1 protein-coding gene is annotated in these 280 nt (G+C 53.9%); it reads right to left on the reverse strand.

The window, feature by feature from the left end; translation table 11 throughout:
* Positions 1 to 280: LysR substrate-binding domain-containing protein (locus SB725_RS30825; protein WP_410923164.1), on the reverse strand; the 280-nt coding region annotated here is incomplete at both ends.

Raw genomic sequence — 280 nt, forward strand, 5'->3', positions numbered from 1 at the left:
GGGGCTTTGCGGATAACCAAAGCGCGTCAGATAGTGCGGACTGGCACAGTTGACCATGGTCAGTTTGCCGAGGGGACGGGCGATAACGCCATCTTCCGGTAACGCGCCAGTGCGTATCACGCAATCAAAACCATCATGAAGAATATCTACCGGACGGTCATGGCTACTCAGTTCCAGCTCAATTCCCGGATGCAGATAGAGAAATTCCGACAGGCGCGGCAGTAACAGGCTTTTCGCGATTCCTGGCGGGATGTCGATGCGTAATTTACCGCTGATACTG

The sequence above is a fragment of the Pseudomonas sp. SIMBA_041 genome (genome assembly GCF_046535095.1).
In the GTDB taxonomy this organism is placed as follows: Bacteria; Pseudomonadota; Gammaproteobacteria; order Pseudomonadales; family Pseudomonadaceae; genus Aquipseudomonas; species Aquipseudomonas mucoides.